Annotated in this window: 22 protein-coding genes; 16 read left to right on the plus strand and 6 right to left on the minus strand. The window is 71.6% G+C overall.

Annotated elements, in window-relative coordinates:
• Positions 1-34 precede the first annotated feature (34 nt).
• The 4 genes from ACIBCT_RS03680 (at position 35) to ACIBCT_RS03695 (ending at position 4,469) form a co-directional block, all read left to right on the plus strand.
• A complete protein-coding gene (locus ACIBCT_RS03680) occupies positions 35-673 on the plus strand; it encodes a response regulator transcription factor (protein WP_344889767.1) in 639 nt (212 codons plus the stop codon).
• Positions 674-843: 170 nt separating this feature from the next.
• Positions 844-2,313, plus strand: a complete 1,470-nt coding sequence (locus ACIBCT_RS03685) for a glutamate--cysteine ligase (RefSeq protein ID WP_399185829.1) — start codon at positions 844-846, stop codon at positions 2,311-2,313.
• A gap of 6 nt (positions 2,314-2,319) precedes the next feature.
• Positions 2,320-3,144, plus strand: coding sequence for a neutral zinc metallopeptidase (locus ACIBCT_RS03690; protein ID WP_399185830.1), 825 nt, complete (start codon positions 2,320-2,322; stop codon positions 3,142-3,144).
• Between the two features lie 419 nt (positions 3,145-3,563).
• Complete coding sequence (locus ACIBCT_RS03695; protein ID WP_399185831.1) at positions 3,564-4,469, plus strand: CPBP family intramembrane glutamic endopeptidase; 906 nt, start codon at positions 3,564-3,566, stop codon at positions 4,467-4,469.
• Positions 4,470-4,566: 97 nt separating this feature from the next.
• Here the strand turns inward: ACIBCT_RS03695 and ACIBCT_RS03700 are convergent, their stop codons facing one another.
• Entirely contained in the window at positions 4,567-5,286 is a 720-nt protein-coding gene (locus ACIBCT_RS03700; protein ID WP_399186091.1) for a PIG-L deacetylase family protein, read from the minus strand.
• A 119-nt stretch (positions 5,287-5,405) separates the two neighbouring features.
• Between ACIBCT_RS03700 and pcrA the strand changes: the two genes are divergently transcribed.
• The gene (pcrA, locus tag ACIBCT_RS03705) at positions 5,406-7,667 is read left to right on the plus strand and encodes a DNA helicase PcrA (RefSeq protein ID WP_399185832.1); all 2,262 of its coding nucleotides are present in this window, start codon (positions 5,406-5,408) and stop codon (positions 7,665-7,667) included.
• Between the two features lie 189 nt (positions 7,668-7,856).
• Here the strand turns inward: pcrA and ACIBCT_RS03710 are convergent, their stop codons facing one another.
• Positions 7,857-8,798 (minus strand): hypothetical protein, encoded by a 942-nt coding sequence (locus tag ACIBCT_RS03710; protein ID WP_399185833.1) that lies wholly within the window; start codon positions 8,796-8,798, stop codon positions 7,857-7,859.
• A gap of 166 nt (positions 8,799-8,964) precedes the next feature.
• Entirely contained in the window at positions 8,965-9,834 is an 870-nt protein-coding gene (locus ACIBCT_RS03715; RefSeq protein WP_399185834.1) for a hypothetical protein, read from the minus strand.
• Between the two features lie 446 nt (positions 9,835-10,280).
• On the opposite strand from ACIBCT_RS03715, the gene ACIBCT_RS03720 reads away from it, so the two are divergent.
• From ACIBCT_RS03720 to ACIBCT_RS03735, 4 genes are all read left to right on the plus strand, one after another.
• Entirely contained in the window at positions 10,281-10,688 is a 408-nt protein-coding gene (locus ACIBCT_RS03720; RefSeq protein WP_344889743.1) for a cobalamin B12-binding domain-containing protein, read from the plus strand.
• Positions 10,689-11,079: 391 nt separating this feature from the next.
• Positions 11,080-12,261, plus strand: a complete 1,182-nt coding sequence (gene sucC / locus ACIBCT_RS03725; protein ID WP_399185835.1) for an ADP-forming succinate--CoA ligase subunit beta — start codon at positions 11,080-11,082, stop codon at positions 12,259-12,261.
• On the plus strand, positions 12,261-13,136 hold the full coding sequence (sucD, locus tag ACIBCT_RS03730) for a succinate--CoA ligase subunit alpha (RefSeq protein WP_399185836.1): 876 nt from the start codon (positions 12,261-12,263) through the stop codon (positions 13,134-13,136). The genes sucC and sucD overlap by 1 nt, the downstream gene beginning before the upstream one ends.
• 352 nt (positions 13,137-13,488) lie before the next feature.
• On the plus strand, positions 13,489-15,150 hold the full coding sequence (locus tag ACIBCT_RS03735; RefSeq protein ID WP_399185837.1) for a DUF6350 family protein: 1,662 nt from the start codon (positions 13,489-13,491) through the stop codon (positions 15,148-15,150).
• A 156-nt stretch (positions 15,151-15,306) separates the two neighbouring features.
• On the opposite strand, the gene ACIBCT_RS03740 is transcribed toward ACIBCT_RS03735, so the two are convergent.
• Positions 15,307-15,717: a hypothetical protein gene (locus tag ACIBCT_RS03740; RefSeq protein ID WP_399185838.1), complete on the minus strand. Its 411-nt coding sequence runs from the start codon at positions 15,715-15,717 to the stop codon at positions 15,307-15,309.
• Between the two features lie 78 nt (positions 15,718-15,795).
• Here ACIBCT_RS03740 and purN point away from each other — a divergent pair, with 78 nt between their 5' ends.
• The 4 genes from purN (at position 15,796) to ACIBCT_RS03760 (ending at position 19,213) form a co-directional block, all read left to right on the plus strand.
• The gene (gene purN / locus ACIBCT_RS03745) at positions 15,796-16,416 is read left to right on the plus strand and encodes a phosphoribosylglycinamide formyltransferase (RefSeq protein ID WP_399185839.1); all 621 of its coding nucleotides are present in this window, start codon (positions 15,796-15,798) and stop codon (positions 16,414-16,416) included.
• 46 nt (positions 16,417-16,462) lie between these two features.
• Positions 16,463-18,007 carry a bifunctional phosphoribosylaminoimidazolecarboxamide formyltransferase/IMP cyclohydrolase gene (purH, locus tag ACIBCT_RS03750; protein WP_399185840.1) on the plus strand — a complete coding sequence of 515 codons (1,545 nt, stop codon included), beginning with the start codon at positions 16,463-16,465 and terminating at the stop codon, positions 18,005-18,007.
• A gap of 150 nt (positions 18,008-18,157) precedes the next feature.
• Positions 18,158-18,331: a hypothetical protein gene (locus tag ACIBCT_RS03755; RefSeq protein WP_399185841.1), complete on the plus strand. Its 174-nt coding sequence runs from the start codon at positions 18,158-18,160 to the stop codon at positions 18,329-18,331.
• A 21-nt stretch (positions 18,332-18,352) separates the two neighbouring features.
• The gene (locus tag ACIBCT_RS03760) at positions 18,353-19,213 is read left to right on the plus strand and encodes a bifunctional methylenetetrahydrofolate dehydrogenase/methenyltetrahydrofolate cyclohydrolase (protein WP_399185842.1); all 861 of its coding nucleotides are present in this window, start codon (positions 18,353-18,355) and stop codon (positions 19,211-19,213) included.
• A gap of 218 nt (positions 19,214-19,431) precedes the next feature.
• Here ACIBCT_RS03760 and ACIBCT_RS03765 read toward each other — a convergent pair whose 3' ends face one another.
• Positions 19,432-20,085: an FHA domain-containing protein gene (locus ACIBCT_RS03765; protein ID WP_344889718.1), complete on the minus strand. Its 654-nt coding sequence runs from the start codon at positions 20,083-20,085 to the stop codon at positions 19,432-19,434.
• A 181-nt stretch (positions 20,086-20,266) separates the two neighbouring features.
• Between ACIBCT_RS03765 and ACIBCT_RS03770 the strand changes: the two genes are divergently transcribed.
• From ACIBCT_RS03770 to ACIBCT_RS03780, 3 genes are all read left to right on the plus strand, one after another.
• The gene (locus tag ACIBCT_RS03770) at positions 20,267-21,388 is read left to right on the plus strand and encodes a citrate/2-methylcitrate synthase (protein WP_399185843.1); all 1,122 of its coding nucleotides are present in this window, start codon (positions 20,267-20,269) and stop codon (positions 21,386-21,388) included.
• Positions 21,389-21,422: 34 nt separating this feature from the next.
• Positions 21,423-21,713: a hypothetical protein gene (locus ACIBCT_RS03775; protein ID WP_399185844.1), complete on the plus strand. Its 291-nt coding sequence runs from the start codon at positions 21,423-21,425 to the stop codon at positions 21,711-21,713.
• Between the two features lie 114 nt (positions 21,714-21,827).
• Positions 21,828-23,042 (plus strand): NADP-dependent isocitrate dehydrogenase, encoded by a 1,215-nt coding sequence (locus tag ACIBCT_RS03780; protein ID WP_399185845.1) that lies wholly within the window; start codon positions 21,828-21,830, stop codon positions 23,040-23,042.
• A 123-nt stretch (positions 23,043-23,165) separates the two neighbouring features.
• Here the strand turns inward: ACIBCT_RS03780 and ACIBCT_RS03785 are convergent, their stop codons facing one another.
• The gene (locus ACIBCT_RS03785) at positions 23,166-24,791 is read right to left on the minus strand and encodes a sigma factor-like helix-turn-helix DNA-binding protein (RefSeq protein ID WP_399185846.1); all 1,626 of its coding nucleotides are present in this window, start codon (positions 24,789-24,791) and stop codon (positions 23,166-23,168) included.
• Positions 24,792-24,962 lie beyond the last annotated feature (171 nt).

Consider the following 24,962-nt stretch of genomic DNA (forward strand, 5'->3'; position numbering starts at 1 on the left):
AGCGGCGAGTCATGACACGGCTGCGGGGGACGCGATGAGCACGGTGAAGGTACTGATCGTCGACGACCACCGGCTGTTCCGCTCCGGCGTCCGCGCCGAGCTGGGCGACTCCATCGAGGTGATCGGCGAGGCCGAGGACGTGGAGTCCGCGGTCAAGGCGATCGCCGAGCTCGGCCCGGACGTGGTCCTGCTCGACGTGCACATGCCCGGGGGCGGCGGGCAGGAGGTGCTGCGCAAGGTCCTGGGCTCCGGCTCCACGGTCCGTTTCCTCGCCCTGTCGGTCTCCGACGCGGCCGAGGACGTCATCGGCGTGATCCGCGGCGGCGCCCGGGGGTACGTGACCAAGAACATCAGCGGGCGCGAGCTCACCGACGCCATCCGCCGGGTGGCCGAGGGGGACGCGGTCTTCTCGCCCAGGCTGGCCGGGTTCGTGCTGGACGCGTTCTCCTCCAGCGAGGCCCCGCCGATCGACCCCGAGCTCGACTCGCTGACCCAGCGCGAGCGCGAGGTGCTGCGCCTGATCGCCAGGGGGTACGCCTACAAGGAGATCGCCAAGGAGCTCTTCATCTCGGTCAAGACCGTGGAGACCCACGTCTCGTCCGTGCTGCGCAAGCTCCAGCTCTCCAACCGCCACGAGCTGTCCCGCTGGGCCACGGCACGGCGCCTGGTCTGACCCGGGCCGGATGCCAGGGAGGACCGCGGGGGCCGTCCCGGCCGACCCCGCGCCCTCCGGGGACGCGGCTCCGGCTCCGAAGGGACCGCCCGGAGCCGTACCGGATTCTTGTCCTCGAATCGGTCGCGATCTCCTGTACGAGCAGTGACTTATGTGCGACTCTGCGAAGTATGGGACGTGATGTACCAGCGATGGTGTTCAGCCGCGAGGACAGGCGGCGCTACCGGGACAAGGTGCGCCGGTGCCTCGACGTCTTCGCGCAGATGCTCCGCGAGTCCAGGTTCGAGTTCGACGAGCCCAAGGCGGGGCTGGAGATCGAGCTCAACCTGGTGGACGACCGCGGCGAGGCCGCCATGCGCAACACCGAGGTGCTCCGGGCCATCGCGGAGCCCGACTGGGCCACCGAGCTGGGCCAGTTCAACGTGGAGATCAACGTGCTGCCCGAGTCCCTGGAGGGCGACGGGGCGGCCCGGCTGGAACAGGTGATCAGGGATCGCCTCAACCACGCCGAGGAGCGGGCCAACACCGTCGGCGGGCACATGGTCATGGTCGGCATCCTGCCCACCCTGCGCGAGGGGGACGTCCACGAGGGCACGCTCTCGGCCAACCCCCGCTACAAGCTGCTCAACGAGCAGATCTTCGCCGCCAGGGGCGAGGACCTGCACCTGTCGATCGAGGGCGACGAGTTCCTGGAGACCTACGCCGACAGCATCACCCCCGAGGCGGCCTGCACCAGCCTCCAGCTGCACCTCCAGGTCAGCCCCGAGGCGTTCGCCGCCAACTGGAACGCCGCCCAGGCCATCGCGGGACCCCAGGTGGCGATGGCGGCCAACTCCCCGTTCCTGTTCGGCCGCAGGCTCTGGCAGGAGACCCGCATCCCGCTGTTCGAGCAGGCCACCGACACCCGGCCGGTGGAGCTGAAGGCCCAGGGCGTACGGCCCAGGGTGTGGTTCGGCGAGCGGTGGATCACCTCGGTCTTCGACCTGTTCGAGGAGAACGCCCGCTACTTTCCCGCGCTGCTGCCGCTCTGCGACGAGGAGGACCCGCGCGAGGAGCTGTCCCGGGGGAACATCCCCGCGCTCGGCGAGCTGACCCTGCACAACGGCACCGTCTACCGGTGGAACCGGCCGGTCTACGCGGTCGTGGACGGCACCCCGCACCTGCGGGTGGAGAACCGGGTGCTGCCGGCCGGTCCCTCGGTGGCGGACGTCGCCGCCAACGCCGCGTTCTACTACGGGCTCATGCGCGTCCTGCCGTACGCCGAACGCCCGATCTGGACGCGCATGTCGTTCGCCGCGGCCGAGGACAACCTGCACGCCGCCGCCCGGCACGGCCTGGACGCCCGGCTCTACTGGCCCGGCCTCGGCGAGGTGGCCGCCTCCGAGCTGATCCTGCGCCGCCTGCTGCCGCTCGCCTACGAGGGGCTCGACCTGTGGGGCGTGAACCCCGAGGCCAGGGACCGGCTGCTGGGGATCGTCGAGCAGCGCTGCCTGACCGGCACGACCGGGGCGAGCTGGCAGATCGCGGCCGTGGACGCGCTCGGCGACATCGACAGGCACGAGGCGCTGCGCCGGATGACGCTGCGCTACATCGAGAACATGCACACCAACGAGCCCGTCCACACCTGGCCGTCCCCCTGAGACGTCGTGCCCCTGAGACCCGTACCTCTGAGGCCCCGTACCTCTGAGACGCGCCGTGCCCTCGGAGCGCCGCGCGGGTGGGGGGTCCCCTTCGCGCGGGGAGACGGCTTCGGTCACGATGGGGGTATGAGAAGAGCGCTCCTCCTTGTTCTGGTGCTCGTGACGGCGGCCCTCACCGCCTGCGGGGTCGTGGTCGGGGGCGGGAGCGGGCAGGGTGATCCGGTCGAGGGCGACGGGGGCGCCGGGAGCGCCGGGAGCAGGGCCACGGCCGAGGCGCGAGGCCAGACGTTCGCCTCGGACGTCGAGCTGGCCAGGGAGCTCACCGAGGCATACTGGAAGCAGACGTTCGCCGCGTCCGGCCTGACCTACCGGCCGGTCACCGACTTCATCGCCTACCAGGGGGACAACGGCCCCGCCTGCGGCGACCAGCAGGCCGTGCCGAACAACGCCTTCTACTGCCCGGCCGGGCACTTCATCGCCTACGACGAGAACTGGATGCGCGAGCTCTACCGTCAGATGGGCGACGGCTCGGTGTACGTGATCATCCCGCACGAGTTCGGGCACGCCGTGCAGCTCCAGCTGAACACCGCCTTCCGGCTGAACGTCGAGCGGGAGCTCCAGGCCGACTGCTTCGCCGGGGGGACGCTGGGGGCCCTGGTCAAGGGCGGTTCGCTGCAGACCGAGCCCGGGGACGAGGACGAGCTCCTGGTCAACCTGGCCGCCGCGGGCGACCCCACCGACGACTGGCTGCGCCCGGACGCCCACGGCACGGCCCAGCAGCGCCAGACGATGTTCGCCAAGGGCTACGACCAGGGGACGTCGGCCTGCTGAACCCCTTCGGCCCGGCCCCCGGGGATTCGGGGACGGCCTGCCGCACGCGGACGCCGGGAACCGCCGTCACCCGCTCCTGAGTGTCGACGAGGAACCCCGAGGGGACGGCCCTGCCGCACGCGGACGCCGGGGACCGCGCTTCCTCGGGACCGGTGCCGGGCCACCGCGGTCCGGCCGTCGATCACGTAGCCTCGAGTCGGATTCGAGGGACCCGGGGTACGGGCGGGGCGGAGGGCGCCCTTCCGGGCCGCGCGGCTCCCGGCGCGCCCCGGCACGCGGGACGCGGGACGTCCGAGGGGGGCGTGACCATGGAACACAGGCCGGCACGGAACGGATCATGGCGGGCCGATGCGGGGTCGGCCGATCCGGCACGGACCGCCGGGGAGCGGACCGATGCGGAGCGGGCCGGATCCCGGTCCGTGGCCCCGGCGCGGGGTTCCTCCGGGCTCGCCGTCCAGGCCGGGGCGGTGGCCGTGCTGGTGGCGGCCAACGTGCTCAACAACCGGGTGGCCCCCAGGCTGGCACCGCTGACCTCGGCCACGGCCGTCGGCGCGCTGCTCGTGATGGCTCGCCGTTCCGGGATCTCCTGGGCCGAGCTGGGGTTCCACGAGCGGGCGCGCGGCCTGAGGATCGGCGGGGCGCTCGCCTCCGCGGTGGCCGGCTCCTACGCCGTGGGCATCGCGATCCCGGCCACCCGCCGTTTCTTCCGCGACGAGCGGGCCCTGTCGCTCTCCCGCGCCCGCGCGCTGGAGGAGGCCCTGCTCCAGGTGCCGATCGGCACGGTCCTGCTGGAGGAGGTGGGCTTCCGCGGGGTGATGCACGCCCTCGTCGCCCGCTCCCACGGCCACGGTACGGCGACCGCGGTCTCCTCGGCCCTGTTCGGCCTCTGGCACGTCCTGCCCGCCATCGACATGATGGCCGCCAACCCCGCCCTGAGCGGCCTGGCCTCCGGCGCCCCCGACGAGGCCGCCGCGTCCGGGCCCCTCTCCGGGGCCGTTCCTGGGCCCGTCTCCGGAGTCGTTTCTGGGCCCGTCTCCGGGCCGGGGCTCGCGCCGGTCCCGGTGGGGGCGGCTCCCGGGAGCGCGACGGCACCCGTCTTGCCGGGGGCGGTCCCCGCCGGGACCGGCGCCGGGCAGGCGTCCGTCCGGCAGGTGGTGCGCGTCGTGGCCGGTTCGGTGGTCGCGACCGGGCTCGCCGGGGTGCTCTTCACCGAGCTGCGCAGGCGGGGCGGTCTGGCCGCGCCCGCGATGCTCCATGTGGCGACCAACTCCCTGGGCTACCTCTTCGCCCGCCTGGCCCCGCCGGAGGCGGACCCCGCCCCATGAAGCGGGCTCCTGCCGCGACGCGGCTCCCCTCCGCACAGGAGGGGGCCCGCCCCGCGCGGGAGGATCAGGCGATCGAGAACGCGCTGAAAGGAGAGGGTCAGGCGGTGGAGACGCGCTGGAAGGACTCGATGTAGCGGCCCTCGCCGAACCCCGCCTCGACGGCGATCCGGGAGAAGTGGCCCCGCAGGGACGCCTCGAAGTCGCTCTGGTGGCCGACCTGGCTGACGTGCGAGCGCAGCGCGGCGAGCTTGCGGTCGAAGGTGTCGGTGACGTCCACGTGGTGGTCGGGCGTCGGGCCGCCGTTCAGCCAGACCTCGCGGACGGTCCACGCCTGGAGCCCCTCGTCGCGCAGCAACTCGGGGAAGGCGTAGGGGTTGCGCGCGTCGGGGTAGACGGCGTCCAGCGTGCAGCCGCCGACCGCGCGGTGGTCGGGATGGCTGGGGGCGATGAACCGGTGGTTGCGTTCCGGGCTGTGGGTGATCACCAGGTCCGGCCTGACCTGGCGGATGACCCGGGTGATGTCGCGCCGCAGGTCCAGGCTCTGCACCACGGTCCCGTCGCGGTAGCCGAGGAAGCGGAGGTCGGTCACGCCGACCACCTTGGCGGCGTCCGTCTGCTCGGTACGGCGCAGCTCGGCCATGCCGCCGTTGTCCAGCTCGCGGTCGAAACCGCCCGCGTCACCGTCGGTGACCACGCAGTACGTCACCTCGACGCCCCGGTCGGTGAACTGCGCGATCGCGCCCGCGGCGGCGAAGTCGACGTCGTCCGGGTGCGCGGTGACCACCAGCACGCGGTCGATCTGGTCCTCGGACACGATGGGAACGCCTTTCCGTCGCTTTCGCGTACCACTCGATCAGCACAACCGCCGGGGAGTCCGTCCGCATTCCTTGCGGTCGGCGGACCCGGTTGTCGGCCGGTCGCTCTAACCTAGGTGGCGTGTCGATCCCAGCCTCTTCCCTGACCCACCCGTTGCTCGACGGGCTCAACCCCCAGCAGCGCGAGGCCGTCGTGCACCACGGCAGCCCCCTGCTCATCGTCGCGGGCGCGGGGTCGGGCAAGACCCGGGTGCTGACCCACCGCATCGCCTACCTGCTGGGCGAGCGCGGCGTGCACCCGCAGGAGATCCTGGCGATCACCTTCACCAACAAGGCCGCGCGGGAGATGAAGGACCGGGTCGACCGGCTCATCGGCCCGCGCTCGGCGGCGATGTGGGTGATGACCTTCCACAGCGCCTGCGTGCGGATCCTGCGCCGCGAGGCCAAGCGCCTGGGCTTCCCCAGCGGCTTCTCCATCTACGACCAGGCCGACTCCCAGCGCCTGATGGCGATGGTCTGCCGGGAGATGGACCTCGACCCCAAGCGCTACCCGCCCAGGTCGTTCTCCGCCCAGGTCAGCAACTTCAAGAACGAGCTGATCGACTACGAGACGGCGTCCGAGCAGGCGTCCACCCACCTGGAGCGCAAGCTCGCCGAGGCGTACCGGAACTACCAGCAGCGGCTCACCGAGGCCGGGGCGATGGACTTCGACGACCTCATCATGCTGACCGTGACGCTGTTCCAGATCTTCCCCGACGTGGCCGAGCACTACCGGCGCCGCTGGCGTCACATCATGGTCGACGAGTACCAGGACACCAACCACGCGCAGTACACGCTGATCCGGGAGCTCACCGGCCGGGCCGAGCCGCTCACCGCGGACGGGGAGCCGGTCAGGGAGGGCGACGGCGGCCTTCCCCCGGCCGAGCTGTGCGTGGTGGGGGACGCCGACCAGTCGATCTACGCCTTCCGGGGCGCGACGATCCGCAACATCCTGGAGTTCGAGCGCGACTACCCCGAGGCCAGGACGATCCTGCTGGAGCAGAACTACCGCTCCACCCAGACGATCCTGTCCGCGGCCAACGCGGTGATCTCGCGCAACCAGAGCCGCAAGCCCAAGAACCTCTGGTCCGACCAGGGTGCCGGGCCGAAGATCATCGGGTACGTGGCCGACAACGAGCACGACGAGGCCATGTTCGTCGCCCAGGAGGTCGACCGGCTCACCGACGAGGAGGACGTGGTGCCGGGCCAGGTCGCGGTGTTCTACCGGACCAACGCCGCCTCCCGGGTGTTCGAGGAGATCTTCATCCGGACCGGCCTGCCGTACAAGGTCGTGGGCGGGGTGCGCTTCTACGAGCGCAAGGAGGTCCGTGACCTGCTGGCCTACCTGCGGTTCCTGTCCAACCCGAACGACGTGGTCTCGCTGCGCCGCATCCTCAACGTGCCCAAGCGCGGCATCGGCGAGCGCGCCGAGGCGATGGTCGAGGCGTTCGCGACCAGGGAGCGCATCCCCTACTGGGAGGGGCTGCGCCGGGCGGACGAGGCGCCGGGCATGGCCACCCGCTCGCTCAAGGCGATCAAGGACTTCGTCGCGCTGATGGACGAGCTCATGGTGAAGGCCGACGCCCTGTCGCCCTCGGAGCTGGCCCAGGAGGTGCTGGTGAGCACCGGTTACCGCCTGGAGCTCGCCGCCTCCACCGACCCGCAGGACGAGAGCCGCCTGGAGAACCTGGACGAGATGATCTCGGTCGCCTCGGAGTTCGAGGAGGCCAACCCCGAGGGCACGCTGGTGGAGTTCCTGGAGCAGGTCTCCCTGGTGGCCGACGCCGACCAGATCCCGGCGGCCGACGGGGGCCAGGGGGTGGTGACGCTGATGACGCTGCACACCGCCAAGGGCCTGGAGTTCCCGGTGGTGTTCCTCACCGGCATGGAGGACGGCGTCTTCCCGCACACCCGCTCGCTCGGCGAGCCCAAGGAACTGGAGGAGGAGCGCCGCCTGGCCTACGTCGGCATCACCCGGGCCGAGCGGCGCCTCTACCTCTCCCGGGCGGCCGTCCGCAGCTCCTGGGGCTCGCCCGCGTTCAACCCGGCCTCCCGGTTCGTCTCGGAGATCCCGGCCGAGCTGGTCGACTGGCGCAGCGACCCGGAGAAGAACGCCTGGGGCGCCGCCACCCGCCGCGAGTCCCGCCCCGCCCCGGCCCGCAGGCCCGGCGGCAGGACGATCCCGAACCTCACCCCGGGGGACCGGGTCACCCACGACGCGTTCGGCCTGGGCACGGTCGTGTCCGTGGACGGCGTCGCCGAGAAGACCAAGGTCAAGATCGACTTCGGTGGTGGCGGGGAGAAGACCCTGCTGCTGGCGTACGCGCCGCTGGAGAAGCTCTGAGTCCTGCCGTGAGCGGGGCCGGGAAGGGGCCATCCGGGTCGCCCCGGGACGTCCGAGAGGCGGGTCGCCCCGGGACGTCCGAGAAGCGGATCACAGCGGGGACGTCCGAGAAGCGGGTCCCGTCGCCGGACGTCCGGGGAGCGGCCGGTGCCGCTCCCCGGAGGCGTGGCGCGGGCCGGACCGGCCCGGTCAGTTCTCGAAGAACCCCCGGACCGGGTCCTGGGCCCCCCGGGCCTCGTCGGCGCCGACGGTGAGCTCGTCGAAGTCGGCCACCTGGTCGGCGGGCGGCGCCTTGATCGTGACCTTGGTGCCCCATCCGGTGTAGCGGGTGTCGTTGACGTAGGTCAGCTCGGTGCTGTTCAGGCCCCTGGTCGACTCCGTGTACGACGACACGACCCGGCGGACCAGCAGGTCGGAGCCGAGGTAGATCTTCCAGCTCACCGGGAGCGTGGCGGACCTGCCGGTGGGCTTCGTGCCGAGCATCGCGCGCACCGCGGGGGAGACCCCGAAGAGCTCGCCCAGCGTGATCGTGCCCGAGTGGACCGTGGTCCGGGTGCCGTCCCAGGTGCCTCCCGGACGCCTGGCGGCGGTGCGGGCCAGGGTCGCCCGCAGCGTGCCCGGCTCGACGGTGCTGATGATCTGCTGAACGGCGCTGACCAGGGAACCCGTGTCGCCGGGCGTGCGCAGCCACTTCTTGCCCTCGGGCATCGAGTCGGCGTAGATGCCGCCCGAGGTGTACGCGGTGCCCTTCACCGAGATGGTCCGCGAGGGGGCGAACACGCCCGCGAGCCCGTCCTCGCCCTTGCTGGGAACGGTGAACCGGGTGGTCAGGTCCGAGGCGACCAGGCCCTTCCCGCCGAACTCCAGCACGCCGGACCGCCGGGTGAAGATCGTCCGGTACTTCTTCCCCTCACCGATGATCTTCGTGTTCTCGGCGAGTCTCACGCCCCGCTGGGCCTTGAACCGGCGGGTGAGCGCCGAGACCGGGTCGGCCGCCGAGGCCGACCGACCGGCCGCCGGGGTCAGGGCGGCAGGTCCGCTCGCGGCTTCGGCCGGAGCGGGCAGGGCGGGCAGCGGGGCGATCAGGGCTGCCAGGGTCGCGCCGGTCAGGGCGGCGAGCGTTCGCCTCATCGAGGGGGTCCTCCCGTAGGTGTCCGCGCGTCGTCGCGGAGGAGGAAAAGATTCTTGCCTATACGGCGAAACAACGGATCAAGAATCGGTGAAGGCGCCGGCCCGGACGCCCGGACGGCCCCGTCCCCGTCCCCGGCAGGTGGCACCTGCCGGGGACGAGGGGAGATCACTTGCCGCTGAGCAGGGGGATGGTCTCGACGGCCTCGAAGCCCGCCTGGACGTCCTTGACGGTGGCGATCTGGTCGGCCGGCGGAGCGGTGACCGCGACCGGGGCACCCCAGTTGGTGTAGGCGGTGGTGATCGTTGCGCCCCCGCTCGAGATCGTCAGCCTGGCGGGGAGTCCGCGGCCGTCCAAGAACAGCTTCCAATTGATCTTCATCTTGGCCAGGGGCGCGAGCAGCTTCTGCCCCACCCCCGCCCGGAACCACGGCGAGACCTTGTGGAGCTCGCTGTAAGTGATCTTCCCCGCGTAGGCGGAGGTCTGCTTCACCGTGGCGTGCGCGAGCAGGGCCTTGAGGGTGGCGGGCTCGGCCGCGTTGACGGGCTGGCCCATCGAGCCGGTCACGCCGTGCGTGTCCTCGGGATACTGCAGCCAGGGCTTGTCCGTCGGCATGAACCGGCTGAACGCCCCGCCTGAGATGTAGGCCTTGTTCCCGATCCGGACGACCCGCTCGGGCTCGGCCAGCCCGGCCATCAGCTTGTTGAACCGCTTGCTCTCCGGGCTGTCTTCCTCGTCGTTCGACTCAAGGCCGAGCCCGAGGTCGCCCTCCTTGATGCGCAGCGTGGTGGTGTGGTCGGACGCGATCACCCCGGAGGCGCCGAACTGCAATTCACCGACGCGCTTGCCGAGGACCTCGGTCTTTTGCTGCCGACGAATCTTGATGGTGTCGGTGTAGGTGACACCGCGTCCGTTCTTGAACTGGCTCTTCAGCGCGGTGACCGGATCGGCGACCTGCGCGTGCGCGGTCGATGCCAGCGCCGGGACGCCCAGCACGGCCGTTGCGGCGCACGCCAGCCCGGCGATGTATCGCTTCAAGGGAAGTCCTCCTGATGGTGCCCCGCGCCCTGACGGCGAAGGGTCTGCACACTCTCGCAGTGCTAGATCACGAAAAGATAGCGCATGCGGACGTTCGTCTTGAATTAATCGTGCATATTCCGTGCAGAACGCCTCCCCGTGTTCCGGGATTCCGTCCGGAGGGCCGGGATGGGCATTCTTGTTTCCACGCGATCACGGAACGTTGTTTTCCCGTTTTTCGAACGTGATGGGAGCCCGGCTTTCTTTCGCCGTTCCGTGAAATTCACGGCGCGTTCGCCGTACCGGGAAAGCGGTGGGATTCCGGAGGTGGCGACGCCGGGCCGTGGCGCGCGCCGGGGAAGGGCCCGGAGGGAGAATCGAACCGGTCGCTGGACGGTACCGGGACGGGGCCGGTTACGCTGCCGACAGCTCCCATGTTGCGGGGGAGCGCAGACAAGGAGGTCTGTATGGATGCCGTGCCGAGGATCCGCGTCGTCATCGCCAAGCCGGGGCTGGACGGTCACGACAGGGGAGTGAAGATCGTGGCGCGCGCGCTGCGGGACGCGGGGATGGAGGTCGTCTACACCGGCCTGCACCAGACGCCCGAGCAGGTGGTGCGCACCGCGATCCAGGAGGACGCCGCGGCGATCGGCCTGTCCATCCTGTCCGGCGCGCACATGACGCTCTTCGCCAGGGTGCTGGAGCTGCTGAAGGAGAACGACGCGAGCGACATCGTGGTCTTCGGCGGCGGGATCATCCCCGAGGCCGACATGCCCGCGCTCCAGGAGATGGGCGTCGCGCGCATCTTCACACCGGGCGCCACCACGCAGGAGATCGTCGACTGGGTCCGGAGCGCGATCCCCTCGCCGGTCTGACGGTCGGCGCGGACCCGTCCGGGCCGGACGGCGCACGGACCTGCCGGGGCGTCGCGGACGTCTCCGGCGGATCGGCGCTCGGACCGGCGCTCGGATCGGCGCTCGGATCGGCGCTCGGACCGGCGCTCGGACCGGCGCGTGGATCGGCGCGTGGATCGGCCACGCCGTCGCGGACGTCTCCGGCGGACCGGCGCGGGCGGTTTCTCGCGTCCCTCGCACCCCCCGCGAGGTCACGAACAACATTCGGCCAGGCGATCATGGACCCGGTTGCCTGGTCATGTCATCAGGCGGGCTAGGCTTCATTGGCGCAAAACCGCCGGGCTCCCCCTTGGATCGTGGAGCCGGCCCGCTCACATCTGTACACCAGCCGGACAAGCAAGGACGGACCCTCGTGGACCTGTTCGAACATCAGGCGAAGGAGCTCTTCGCGGAGTACGGCATCCCGGTGCCGCGCGGCGTCGTCGCGCACACCGTGGAGGAGGCACGGGCGGCAGCCGAGCAGCTGACCGGCCGTGTCGTCGTCAAGGCCCAGGTCAAGACCGGTGGTCGAGGCAAGGCCGGTGGCGTGAAGGTCGCCGACGACGCGGCCGACGCCGAGCGGAAGGCCACCGACATCCTCGGCATGGACATCAAGGGCCACACGGTCCACAAGGTCCTGATCGAGGAGGCCAGCGCGATCGCGGAGGAGTACTACTTCTCCTTCCTGCTCGACCGCGCCAACCGTACGTTCCTCGCCATCTGCTCCGCCGCGGGCGGCATGGACATCGAAGAGGTCGCGCACAGCACGCCCGAGAAGGTGGCGAAGGTCCCGATCTCCCCGCTGGACGGCGTCGACCGGGCCAAGGCCCGTGAGATCGCCCAGGCCGGCGGGCTGCCCGAGGTGGCGCTCGACGGTGCCGCCGAGCTCATCGAGAAGCTCTGGTGCGCCTTCGTCGACGAGGACGCCTCCCTCGTCGAGGTCAACCCGATGATCCTGTCCGCCGACGGCCAGGTGAAGGCCCTCGACGGCAAGGTCACCCTCGACGACAACGCGGCCTTCCGCCAGACGGACCATGAGGCCTTCGAGGACAAGGCGGCCGAGGACCCCCTAGAGGCCGCGGCCAAGGCCAAGGACCTCAACTACGTCAAGCTGGACGGCTCCGTCGGCATCATCGGCAACGGCGCGGGCCTGGTCATGTCGACCCTCGACGTCGTCGCCTACGCCGGCGAGGCGTTCCCCGGCAAGCCCAAGCCCGCCAACTTCCTCGACATCGGCGGCGGCGCCTCGGCCGAGGTGATGGCGGCCGGCCTGGAGATCATCATCTCCGACCCCGCGGTCAAGTCGATCTTCGTCAACGTCTTCGGCGGGATCACCGCCTGCGACGCGGTCGCCAACGGCATCGTCTCCGCCTTCGAGCTGCTGCAGACCCGCGGCGAGAGCGTGAGCCGCCCGCTGGTCGTCCGGCTGGACGGCAACAACGCCGAACTCGGGCGTCAGATTCTCTCCGACGCCAAGCTCTCCGGCGTCGAACTGGTGGACACGATGGACGATGCGGCCAAGCGGGCCGCCGAACTCGCCGCGGTAGGTGCGTAATGGCCATCTGGCTGACCGAGAACAGCAAGATCATCGTCCAGGGCATGACCGGCGGTGAGGGCACCAAGCACACCCGGCGCATGCTCGCCTCGGGTGCCCGCGTCGTCGGCGGGGTCAACGCCCGCAAGGCCGGTACCGTCCACGAGGGCCTGCCCGTCTTCGGCGCCGTCGCCGAGGCCATGAAGGAGACCGGCGCCGACGTGTCGGTCGTCTTCGTGCCCCCGGCGTTCACCAAGGACGCCGTCAAGGAGGCCATCGACGCCGAGATCCCGCTCTGCGTGGTGATCACCGAGGGTGTCCCGATCCACGACACCACCGAGTTCTGGGCCTACGCGGTCGCCAAGGGCGGCAAGACCCGGATCATCGGGCCGAACTGCCCCGGCATCGCCTCGCCCGGCGCCTCCAACGCGGGCATCATCCCGGCCGACATCACCAGCGCGGGCCGTATCGGCCTGGTCTCGAAGTCGGGCACGCTGACCTACCAGCTCATGTACGAGCTGCGCGACATCGGCTTCTCCACCGCGGTCGGCATCGGCGGTGACCCGGTCATCGGCACCACCCACATCGACGCGCTCCAGGCGTTCCAGGACGACCCGGCCACCGACGCGATCGTGATGATCGGCGAGATCGGCGGCGACGCCGAGGAGCGGGCCGCCGCCTACATCGAGCAGCACGTCACCAAGCCGGTCGTCGCCTACGTGGCGGGCTTCACCGCTCCGGAGGGCAAGACCATGGGCCACGCGGGCGCGATCGTGTCCGGCTCGGCCGGCACCGCACAGGCCAAGAAGGACGCCCTGGAGAAGGTCGGCGTGCGCGTCGGCAAGACCCCGAGCGAGACCGCGCGGCTGATGCGCGAGGTCGTCCAGGCGCTCTAGCCGTACCGGGGCGGGCACCGCGCACCGGGGCGCACGAGAACCGCGCGCCGGAGCGCATGAGAAACGCGCACGAGAGACCGCGCGGAAACCGCGCGCGGGGATCGCGTACCACCGAAGGGCGTCCGGCATCTCGCCGGGCGCCCTTCGCCGTCCGGTCCCGACCACGGCCACGGTCCCGACCACGGCCACGGTCCTGGCCACAGCCCCCGACCACGGTCCCGCTCCCGCTCCCGCTCCCGCTCTCGGTTCCGGCCACGGCCCGGATACCACACGTCCCCGCCGAGGGGTGGTGCGCGACACGCGGGGCGCAGGAGTCCCTTCCACACCGGAGATGCTGAGACCATCGACTACTGTGACGGCCCTTTTCGATCAGCTACGGACGGCTCCCCGCAACGTCCTCAGCCGTATCCCCCTGCCCGGCCTCACCGGTGACGACGACGACGTCCGCCGGCCGCTTCCCGTCTCCGGGATGCTCGCCGCCGCCTGGACGCTCGGCGTGGGACTGGCGGTGCTCACCACGCTCACCCTGGTCGGCTGGATCGCCGCTCCGCGTGGCGCGCTGGGAGTCGGTCTGCCGGCGGTGTTCCGGACCGCGTCCCAGCTCTGGCTGGCCGCCCATCACGCGGGTTTCGCGATCCCGGGCGGCTCGGTGGGACTGCTCCCTCTGGGCCTGACGATCCTGCCCGCCTTCCTGCTGTACCGCGCCGGGATGTGGATGGCCCGCGACGCGGACCTGCGGCTCCGCCTTCCGGCCCGGCTGCCCAAGAACACCCCCAGGGAGGTGTCCAACGCGCGCCGCAGGGCCCAGCTGGTCCTGGTCGCCCAGGCGGGCATCTCGCTGGCGGCGCCGTACGCGCTGCTGGCCGGGCTCATCGCGCTGATCACCAGGAACGAGATCACCCAGCCCTTCCTCGGCGACGTGCTGATCAGCCATCTCGTGCTGGCCTTCATCGCGGGCTCGGTGGCCGTCGCCAGGACGATCGGACCCTGGCGGTCCATGCTGCGCCTGCTGCCCGAGCGGCTGCGCTCGGTCGTGGCCGGCACGTCGGCCGCGTTGACGATCATGCTCGTGGCCGGCGCGATCCTGGTGACCGGGGCCACCGTGGCCAACTTCGGCCAGGTCGGTGAGCTGTCGGGCATCCTGGCCCCGGGATTCGTGGGCGGGCTGCTGCTCCTGCTGATCCAGGGGCTCTACCTGCTCAACGCCGTCATTTGGGCGATGGCCTACATCGCCGGTCCCGGCTTCGCGGTCGGTACCGGCACGCTCGTCGCGCCGACCGGGGTGCAGCTGGGCACGGTGCCGAGCCTGCCGATCCTGGGCGCGCTGCCGGAGGCGGGCCCGACCCCGGCCTGGGTGATGGCGGTGGTCGCGGTGCCGTTCGTGGCCGGCGCCGTGGCGGGCGTGCTGGTCGTGCGGATCTCCCCCTCCTCCTCGTACGAGGGGGCTCCGCTGTGGGGGCTCGCCTGCGGGCTGGGCACCGGGGCCGCGGCGGGCCTGCTGGCGGCGCTCTCGGGCGGTTCGCTCGGTGGCGCGCGGCTCTCCGAGGTGGGCCCGGCGGCCTGGGAGGTGATGCTCTCGGTGACGCTGGAGGTGGGCGTCGCGGCCGGGATCGCGGCCGGGCTGGCCAACTGGTGGCTGCTCTTCCGCGGGCACGGTACGGCCGTCACCAAGGCGGCTGCCAAGGTCGGCACGGCCACCGCGCCGGTCCGCAAGGCCGGCGTCAAGCTCGCGCGGGCCGCCGGGTCGGTGGCAGGCAAGGCCGGTCTCGCCGAGCCCGAGGAGCTGCGCAGGCTTCCCGGTCACTGGCTGGACGCCACCGAGTGCGACACCCAGCCGATCCCGGTCATCCGGGACGACTGGGAGGACGAGCACGCCTCGGCCGCCGCGGAGGACACGCTCGCGACCCGCCGCCCCGACCCGCCGCGCCCGCCCCGGCGCGACATCGTCGACGAGTCCGACGACAAGGGCGGCCACGTCATCTACGTCGACCCCTACGCCTGGGACCGCGACTGAACGACCTCGCGGCCGGAGCCGCCGGACGACCCACCGCCCGCGTCCGTCGTCGGCCGCGGGGGTGGTCGTCCAGGAGGGCCTTCCCGCGGGCGCGCGGGGTTCTCACGACGTCCCCGGTGCTCCGGACGGCTCCCGCGGGGCCGTCCGGGACGGTTCTCAGGGCGGGAAGGGGAACTGCATCTGCCCCGGCCGCACGAAGGGCATCTTCTTCTCAAGGGCCCGTTCGAGCTGCTCGACGCACTCGTTCTGCGACGCGACCGTGCCCGCGCCCCTGCCGCACTCGGCGTAGGCGGCCAGCTCGTCGCTGAAGTAGAACTGCAGCGCGGACATCGCGACCGACACCACCAGCGCGCCGGCCGACAGCACGACGCCCACCACGGCGATGCCGGCGGGCTTGGGCACGGAACGCAGCGTCCGGATCGCGCGTACCGAGGTGACCAGGGCGAAGAACGCCATCACGACCCCCGCCAGCGGGAGCACCAGCGTCATCACCACCGCGGCGACGGCGAGCCACAGCGCCCTGCGGCCGGCACTCTCGGCGGGCCGCACCTGGACCGGTAGTGTCACCTGACCTCCTTGTATCGTTCGTACGGACAGCCGATACCCTTGCAGCGGCGTGAGTCCCCGTCCGAATGGAGAGCGTCGGTGTCATCCCAGGCCGTTCGGCTCGTGGTCCTCGTGTCCGGTTCTGGGACCAACCTACAGGCCCTGCTGGACGCCGTGGCAGACGAGACCTACGGCGCCCGCGTGGTGGCGGTGGGGGCCGACCGCGACGGGATCGAAGGGCTGGCCCGCGCCGAGCGGGCGGGGGTGCCGACCTTCGTGGAGCGGCTGGCCGACCACCCGGACCGCGGGGCGTGGGACCTGGCCCTGGCCGGACGCATCGCCGCTCACCGGCCCGACCTGGTGGTCTGCGCGGGCTTCATGAAGATCCTCGGCGAGCCGACCCTGCGGGCCTTCCCCGTCCTGAACACCCATCCCGCGCTGCTGCCCTCCTTCCCGGGCGCGCACGGCGTTCGGGACGCGCTGGCGTACGGCGTGCGCGTCACCGGCTGCACGGTGATGCTCGCCGACGCCGGCGTCGACACCGGGCCGATCATCGCGCAGCAGGCCGTGCCGGTGCTGGACGGCGACGACGAGGCCACCCTGCACGAACGCATCAAGACCGTCGAGCGCGACCTGCTCGTCGACACCGTCGGACGGATGGCCCGCGAGGGCTGGACCGTGACCGGCAGAACCGTCCGACTCGGACGCACCGGCGAATGAGCCGGATCCCCGGGAGAGACCCGGAAACGACCATGAGGAGCACGAAGTGACCCGCATCGCCATCCGGCGCGCGTTGATCGCGGTGTATGACAAGAGCGGGCTGGAGGAACTGGCCCGCGGCCTCGACGCCGCGGGCGTGGAGATCGTCTCCACGGGGGGCACCGCCGCGAGGATCGCCTCCTTCGGCGTCCCCGTCACTCCCGTCGAGTCCCTGACCGGCTTTCCCGAGTGCCTCGACGGCCGGGTCAAGACGCTGCACCCGCGGGTGCACGCGGGCCTGCTCGCCGACGGCGGCAACCCCTCGCACGTCAAGCAGCTCGAAGAGCTGGAGATCGAGCCGTTCGAACTGGTCGTGGTCAACCTCTACCCGTTCCGGCAGACCGTCGACTCCGGCGCCTCCGACACCGAGTGCGTCGAGCAGATCGACATCGGCGGTCCGGCGATGATCCGGGCCGGGGCCAAGAACCACGCCACCGCAGCGGTCGTGGTCGATCCGGCCTCCTACGGAGACGTGCTCGCCGCGATCGAGGCGGGCGGCTTCACCCTCACCGACCGCCGCCGCCTGGCCGCCGCCGCGTACGCCCACACCGCCGCCTACGACACCGCGGTGGCCTCCTGGTTCGCCGAGGTCTACGCGGCCGAGGAGGGCGCCTGGCCGCGCTACATGGGCGCCGCCTGGGAGCTGCGCTCGCCGCTGCGCTACGGCGAGAACCCGCACCAGGGCGCGGCCCTGTACGCCGACCAGAAGGACGGCCTGGCCGCGGCCGAGCAGCTGCACGGCAAGGAGATGTCCTACAACAACTACCTGGACGCCGACGCGGCCTGGCGGGCGGCGTGGGACTTCGACGGGCCCGCCGTGGCGATCATCAAGCACCAGAACCCGTGCGGCGTCGCGGTCGGCGCGGACGTCGCCGAGGCCCACCGCAAGGCCCACGCCTGCGACCCGGTCTCGGCGTACGGCGGCGTGATCGCGGTCAACGCCGAGGTGAACGGCGAGCTGGCCGCGCAGATCGCCGAGGTGTTCACCGAGGTCGTGGTGGCCCCCTCCTTCACCGAGGAGGCGCTGGCGACGCTCACCGCCAAGAAGAACATCCGGCTGCTCGCCTGCCCGGGCGGGCCGTCCAACCCCTCGGAGTTCCGCCGGATCGACGGCGGGCTGCTGGTGCAGGCCGCCGACCGGATCGACGCGCCCGGGGACGACCCGTCCTCCTGGGAGCTGAAGGCGGGATCGGCCGCCTCTGCCGAGGTCCTCGCCGACCTGGCCTTCGCCTGGAGGGCGTGCCGTTCGGTGAAGTCCAACGCGATCCTGCTCGCCGCGGACGGGGCCAGCGTCGGCGTCGGCATGGGCCAGGTCAACCGGGTCGACTCGGCGCGGCTCGCGGTCTCCCGGGCCGGGGAGCGTGCGCGGGGGGCCGTGGCGGCCTCCGACGCGTTCTTCCCCTTCGCGGACGGCCCGCAGATCCTCATCGACGCCGGGGTGAGGGCGATCGTGGAGCCGGGCGGCTCGATCCGGGACGAGGAGGTCGTCGCCGCGGCCGAGGCCGCCGGGGTGACCCTCTACTTCACCGGGACCCGTCACTTCTTCCACTGACCTGCACCGGGGTACGGCCGTCGCGTCACCGTGGCGGCCGTACACGGGAGATAGGAAAGTGGCCGTTTGGACAGGACTGGTCAGCTGAAATTGGTTTGAAACGCGGTTAGGGTGAAGCATCCTCTTTCGTCCGAATCGTGGAGTCCCCCTATGCCGCTGCTCGACCACGCCCTGTACGCCTTCGTGATCATGCACGGCCTCTGGGGAAGTCCCCTGATGATGATCGTCATCGCGCTCGGCGCGGCCTACCTCAGCGGACGGGCCATGGAGCTCATCCCGTTCACCCGCAGGATCATCGAGCGCAGGGAAGCGGAGCGCGGCTGATCCCGTGAGAGGGTGGCCCCTATGAGCGCGCGGATTCTCGACGGCAAGGCCACGGCGGCGAAGATCAAGGCGGACCTCGCGGTGCGGGTGGCCGCGCTGGCGGAGCGGGGCGTCGTCCCGGGGCTGGGAACCGTGCTGGTGGGGGCCGACCCGGGCAGCCAGATCTACGTGGCGGGCAAGCACCGCGACTGTGCCGAGGTGGGCATCTCCTCCATCCGCAGGGACCTGCCCGAGGACGCCGGCCAGGCAGAGGTCGAGGCGGTCGTCGACGAGCTCGACGCCTCGGACGAGTGCACCGGCTACATCGTCCAGCTCCCGCTGCCCCGTCACCTCGACACCCAGGCGCTGATCGAGCGGATGGACCCGGCCAAGGACGCCGACGGCCTCCACCCGGTCAACCTGGGCCGCCTGGTCCACATGGTCGACGCGCCGCTGCCCTGCACGCCGTACGGGATCGTGGCGCTGCTGCAGGAGTACGGGGTGCCGATCAAGGGGGCCGAGGTCGTCGTGGTCGGCCGGGGGATCACGGTGGGCCGCTCGCTGGGCCTGCTGCTGACCCGCCGTTCGGAGAACGCCACGGTCACCCTCTGCCACACCGGGACGCGGGACCTGGCGGCCCACACCCGGCGCGCCGACATCGTCGTCGCCGCCGCGGGGGTGCCGCACCTGATCACCCCGGACATGGTGAAGCCCGGGGCCGCGGTGCTCGACGTCGGCGTCTCCCGGGTCGACGGGAAGATCGCCGGTGACGTCGCGCCCGGTGTCGGGGACGTCGCGGGCTTCCTGACCCCCAACCCCGGAGGCGTGGGCCCGATGACCCGGGCCATGCTGCTCACCAACGTGGTCGAGGCCGCCGAGAGGCGCGTCCGCGCGCAGGGCTGACCACCGGGCGGAGCCGTCCCGGGCGGACGCGGCCGATGGGATCGGCGGTCCGTGTCCGGCCGACCCGTGTCCGGCCGGGTCGTGAGTCCGGTCGGGCCGGCTCGCGGACCGCGCTCGCCGTGGCCTCGCGGGCCGCAGGTTCCCGGCCGGGTCAGGGGCTCGGCCGGGTGACGGGTGGATCCGGGCCCGCGGGCGAACCGTCCCGCGGGCGGGGCCGGTTACGAGGCCCTGCGGTTGGCGCCGCTGCTCGCCGTCTGTGGCTCCGCCGCGCCGGAGGCCCGTTGCGGGGGCACCACCGGGGTGGGCCTGACCAGCCCCAGGGCGACGACCTCGTTCGCCAGCCTGGTGCGCCGGTTGGTCCCCTCCGGGATCCGGAACTTCTGGTAGAGGCGCAGAAGGTGCTGCTTGACGGCCGCCTCCGTCACCACCAGGTCGTCGGCGATCTCCCGCGCCGTGGCCGGTGCCACGAACGCCTCGTCCGAGAGCGCCGGACGGCAGAGCGACGTCAGGACGTCCACCTCCCGCCTGGTCAGCTCCGGTGCCGCGGCGCGGCGGAGCTCGACCTCCGGGGCGAAGTCCTCACGCGGGACCCCGCCGATCCTGCCTCGTGCCGCGCCGAAGGACACCACGTCACCGTCGTCCAGCACCCTGCGGGCGATCGGCCGGCCGTTGACCCGGGTGCCGTTGCGGGACAGGCCCAGATCAACGACGTAAAGGTAGGGTCCGCGCCGGACGAATTCCGCGTGCAGCCGGGAAACACTCGGATCGGTGAGCCGGATGTCCACTCCCCGGCCACGTCCGATCGTCGTGATCTCGGGGCGCAACGGGACCACCTCGCCTGTGTCCTCGATGCGTATGAACGGCCCCTCCACGGCAGTTCCTCCCCAGGTAGCCCGCCGTAACTATTCCTACAGCTCCGGCTTACCCAAACGAGGTGATGGGGAATCGCCTTTGCCAGAAGGAGAATCCCCGGTGAAATTGGCCTGTACCACTTGGGAGGGTTTCCCCTGCTCACGGGTAGACTTCGCTCACAGATAAGCGGAGGAAACACTCATGGCGGACAAGCCCACCAAAGGTCTCGCCGATGTCGTAGCCGCGTCCACAGCGCTCAGCGACATCGACGGTCAGGCCGGTCGCCTCTTCTATCGCGGATACGACATCCACGATCTGGCCGGCCGTACGAGCTTCGAGGAGACCGCGCACCTGCTGCAGTACGGCACGCTCCCCACCGCGGAGCAGCTGGCCGCCTACGGGCAGGAGCTGGTCCGGGGGCGTACGCTCGGCACCCTGGCCGAGGCCAACATCGCGGAGATCGCCGAGAAGCAGGCCCCGATGGAGGCGCTGCGCACGCTGGTCTCGCTGGCCGGGGGCGACGATCCGGACAAGGACTCCAACGAGCCCGAGGCGAACCTGCGCAAGGCGGCCCGGCTGACCGCGCAGCAGCCGATCCTGGTGGCCCGCTACCACGCGGCCAGGACCGGGGCCGCCGTCGCCGATCCCGACCCCGAGCTGAGCGTGGCGGCGAACTTCCTGCTGCAGATCACCGGCCGTACCCCCGGTGAGCGCGAGGTCGAGATCTTCGACGCCTGCCTGGTCCTGCACGCCGACCACACGATGAACGCCTCCACCTTCGCCGCCCGGGTCTGCGCCGCGACCCTGTCGGACATGCACTCGGCCGTCGTGGCCGCCATCGGCACCCTCAAGGGCCCGCTGCACGGCGGGGCCAACGAGCAGGTCATGCGCGGTCTGGAGTCGATGGACCCGGGCGGCGTCGCGGCGAACGTGCGCGAGCGGCTCGCCGCCGGTGAGAAGATCATGGGCTTCGGGCACCGCGTCTACAAGACCGAGGACCCGCGCGCCACGCACCTGCGCAAGATGTCGAAGGAGCTCGGCGAGGCGTCCGGCGACGACACCTACTACCGGATGTCCAAGGAGATGGAGGAGGTGGTCTTCGAGACCAAGGGCCTCTACCCGAACGTCGACTTCTACGCGGCGACCGTCTACCACTACCTGGGCATCCCGACGGACCTGTTCACTCCCGTCTTCTCGGTCAGCCGCATGTCAGGATGGACCGCGCACGTCATCGAGCAGCACGCCGACAACCGGCTGATCCGGCCGGACAGCGAGTACATCGGCGAGCGGGACCAGAAGTGGAAGCCGATCTCCGAGCGATGAGCCGGGATCAGGGGCGGGAGCGGGTGATGGACCGGTGAACGCGCGAGCGGCCGAGGTGAACGAGGAACGCTGGGGGGCGTACCCCCTGGTGCTGGGCGGAGCGCTCGCCGCGCTCGTCCTCGCCCTGGTGCTGGGCCTGCCCTACTGGGGCGGGATCGCCATGGGCGCCGTCATGACCCTGGGGGCGCTCGCCCGGCTGGCCGGGGGCGGGCGGCTCGCCGTCCGCCGCAAGGCCACCGACGTCGTCACGCTGGGCGGCCTCGGCGTCGTGCTGATGGTGGCCGGGATCATCCTGGAGTTCAAGGACCTCATGCCGATGCGATAGGTCGGATGACCGGGTGCGCCGCGAGGTGATCGACCCCGTCCGATAGCCTCAACGGCCAGTGAGCCTCAAAAAGGACTGTGCTGGTCAAATTAGTTCAGAAGGGGAACCATACGCATGCCCAAGATCAAGGTAGAGGGCCCCGTCGTCGAGCTTGACGGCGACGAGATGACCCGGATCATCTGGCAGTTCATCAAGGACCAGCTGATCCTTCCCTACCTGGACGTCGACCTGAAGTACTACGACCTCGGGATCGAGCACCGCGACGCCACCGACGACCAGGTGACGATCGACGCCGCCAACGCCATCAAGCAGTACGGCGTCGGCGTCAAGTGCGCCACGATCACTCCGGACGAGGCCAGGGTCGAGGAGTTCGGCCTCAAGAAGATGTGGAAGTCCCCGAACGGGACCATCCGTAACATCCTCGGCGGTGTCATCTTCCGCGAGCCGATCATCATGTCCAACGTGCCGAGGCTCGTCCCCGGCTGGACCAAGCCGATCATCATCGGCCGTCACGCGTTCGGCGACCAGTACCGCGCCACCGACCTGAAGGTCCCCGGCGAGGGCAGCCTGACCCTCACCTACACCCCCAAGGACGGCTCCGCGCCGGTCGAGCTGGACGTCTACGACTTCCCTGGCCCCGGCATCGCGATGGCCATGTACAACCTGGACGACTCGATCCGCGACTTCGCCCGCGCCTCCATGCGCTACGGCCTCTCGCGCGGTTACCCGGTCTACCTCTCCACGAAGAACACGATCCTGAAGGCCTACGACGGCCGCTTCAAGGACATCTTCGCCGAGGTCTTCGAGTCGGAGTTCAAGGCCGACTTCGACGCCGCCGGGATCACCTACGAGCACCGCCTGATCGACGACATGGTCGCCGCGGCGCTCAAGTGGGAGGGCGGCTACGTCTGGGCCGCCAAGAACTACGACGGCGACGTCCAGTCCGACACGGTCGCCCAGGGCTTCGGCTCGCTCGGCCTGATGACCTCGGTGCTGCTCACCCCCGACGGCCGGACCGTCGAGGCCGAGGCCGCCCACGGCACGGTGACCCGCCACTACCGCGAGCACCAGAAGGGCAACCCCACCTCCACGAACCCGATCGCCTCGATCTTCGCGTGGACCCGGGGCCTGCAGCACCGCGGCAAGCTCGACAACACCCCCGCGGTGTCCGACTTCGCCGACAAGCTGGAGCAGGTCTGCGTCGAGACCGTCGAGGGCGGCCAGATGACCAAGGACCTCGCCCTGCTGGTCGGCGGCGACGCCCAGTGGCTGACCACCCAGGACTTCCTGGCGGCGCTGGACGAGAACCTCAAGAAGAAGATGGGCTGACCACGCCCTGACGTCCCGGGAAGGGGCCGCCCGACGGCGGTCCCTTCCCGCGTTCCCGTGACTTGCCGCTCTCCCGTGACTTCCCGCGTTCCCGTGACGGGGCCGCGCGCACCGGCTCGCCGGTCACAGGGCCTTCGCGGCCCCCAGGACGAGGGCGGCGTCGGCCGGAAGGCCGGCCAGCCGGTGCGCGCGGCCGGTGACGGCGTTCACCCGGAACAGGCCGAGGGGCTCGCCCCCGTCCGCGGCGCTCATCCTGACGACCACCTCGCGGCCGTTCAGCCAGCTCACCACGGCCCCCTCGGCGGGCCGTCCCACGTCGGGGAGCGGGAGCCGCCGCAGGACTCGCCGCGCCGCGGTGTCGATCACGTGCAGGCCGAGCGGGCCGCGCGCGTCCCGGTGCGCCGCCTTGCCGCCGCCCACCGCCGCGGCGTACCTCCCGTTCGGGGAGCCGGCCCAGGTGCCGTACCGCTCGCCGAGCCATGGGGCGGCCCTGTCCGCGGGAAGCTCCCGCGTCGCGGGCACGGGGGTCAGGGCGCCGGTCGTGAAGTCGGTCCGCAAGCGCCGCCCGCCGAGCACGACGGTGAAGTGGCGGCCGTCGGGGGAGACGCTCACCAGCGTGCCCTTCTCGGTGTCGGCCGGCACGAGGACCGGTGACAGGTAGCGCTTCACGCCGCTGCCGAGGTCGTGGGCGACGTAGCGGCGCTCCGCGGCGCTGAGGTACGCGATGCGACGCCCGTCACGGCTGATGGCCGGATCCAGCCGGGGACGCTTCCCGTCGCCGTGCGCGAGGCGCTGGGCGGCGTCGGGGACGCTGACCGTCGACTCGCAGGGTCCGCCGCCCTCGCAGTCCCCGGCGGCCGCGCTCGCGGAGGCCCCGGGGGCCAGCCGCAGCGTCCAGCCCGCGCAGACCACGTCACCGTCCCGCGCGGGGACGTCCTCGCCGGGACAGCGGGCCGGCACCGCGTACCGGATCACCGAGGAGGTCCGCGGAGCCCGCCACGGGGCAGGGGACGCGGTCGTGCCGGGCTGGACGGCCTTCGGGGACGCGGCCTTCGAGGGCGTGGTCCCGGGGGAGGCGCCGGGGGAGGCGCCGTTCTCCGCCGGGGAGCCGGACGGGGAGGGGGCGGGCGTCGGGGTGGCGATCGCCCGTACGGGCTCGTGGCCCTCGATCGCCTCGACGCCGCCGCGGCCGCTCAGCGCCGAGTTCAGCACCTCGCCCCGCTGGAGCACCGTGAAGGCGACGATGAGGGCGACCGGGACGAGCGCCGCCGCCACGGTGAGGAGCACCCCGCGGGCACGGCGGCGTTTGAGCGTGCGCACGCACAGCGCGCTCAGGTCGGGGACGGACGCCTCCCCGGCCGCCGTGGCCATCCTCGCGACCAGGCGCTTCTCGTCGCCCTTGGTGAGGGTCTCGACGGCTTCGGCGATCTCCGTCCGCACGGTGTCCTCGGGCACCCCGAGGACGGCCGCCATCTCCGCCCGGGTCCTGCCGTCGTGCAGGCAGGCCACGACCAGCAGCCGCTGCCGGGCCGGGAGCCGCACCAGCGCCGTGGCCCCGGCGGCGCTCGGCCGCTGCAGGAACCGGCGGTAGAGCGCGATCTGGGCGTGCGTGGTGGGGTTCTCCCAGACCGGTGGCGGCCAGGAGAGGGCCACGGTGTGGAAGGACCGCAGCACCAGGCGGATGGCCTGCTCGTGGCTACCGGTGAGGAGCAGTGCGGTGCCGACGAGGGAACGCTGATCGCGCTGCACGAACTCGCGATAACCGATATATCGGCGCATGGACGTTTTTGCTCCGGCTTGCCTAAGGGACGTACGACGGTAGCGATCTAAGCGGCTTTAACGAAAAATTGGGGCAATTGTCGGAAATCGGGGGGTCGTGTTCGCCCGTCATCCCGGCCGTGGCACGGACGGGGAACGAGC

This window comes from Streptosporangium sp. NPDC050855, from assembly GCF_044456585.1.
Taxonomy (GTDB): domain Bacteria; phylum Actinomycetota; class Actinomycetes; order Streptosporangiales; family Streptosporangiaceae; genus Streptosporangium; species Streptosporangium longisporum.